Origin of the sequence: Pseudomonas sp. SIMBA_068 (genome assembly GCF_046534705.1) — a bacterium.
Taxonomy (GTDB): domain Bacteria; phylum Pseudomonadota; class Gammaproteobacteria; order Pseudomonadales; family Pseudomonadaceae; genus Aquipseudomonas; species Aquipseudomonas putida.
Genome location: NZ_JAWRYI010001190.1, coordinates 1 through 250, shown reverse-complemented (window position 1 = coordinate 250; position 250 = coordinate 1). Strand labels below are relative to the sequence as shown.

At 67.2% G+C, this 250-nt stretch carries 1 pseudogene; it reads left to right on the top strand.

Going from position 1 to position 250, the window contains the following annotated elements:
• A pseudogene (locus SB756_RS33290) lies at positions 1–198 on the top strand (twitching motility protein PilT); the annotation flags it as partial.
• Between the last annotated feature and the right edge of the window lie 52 nt (positions 199–250).

Genomic DNA, 250 nt, shown 5'->3' with positions numbered 1-250 from the left:
CTGGTCAGGCGCGTAGATGGCGGGCGGGTTGCAGCGCGGGAAGTGCTGGTGGCGACGACGGCGGTGCGTAACCTGGTGCGTGAGGGGCGGATGGCGCAGTTGTGTTCGGTGATGCAGGCGGGTGCTGCAGAAGGGATGCGGACGATGGAGGGGGCCGTGCGGGAGCTGAGAGAGATGGGTCTGATCAAAGATCTATAGTGCCCGCACCGGCCCTTTCGCGGGCAAGCCCGCTCCCACAGGGTCGGCACAG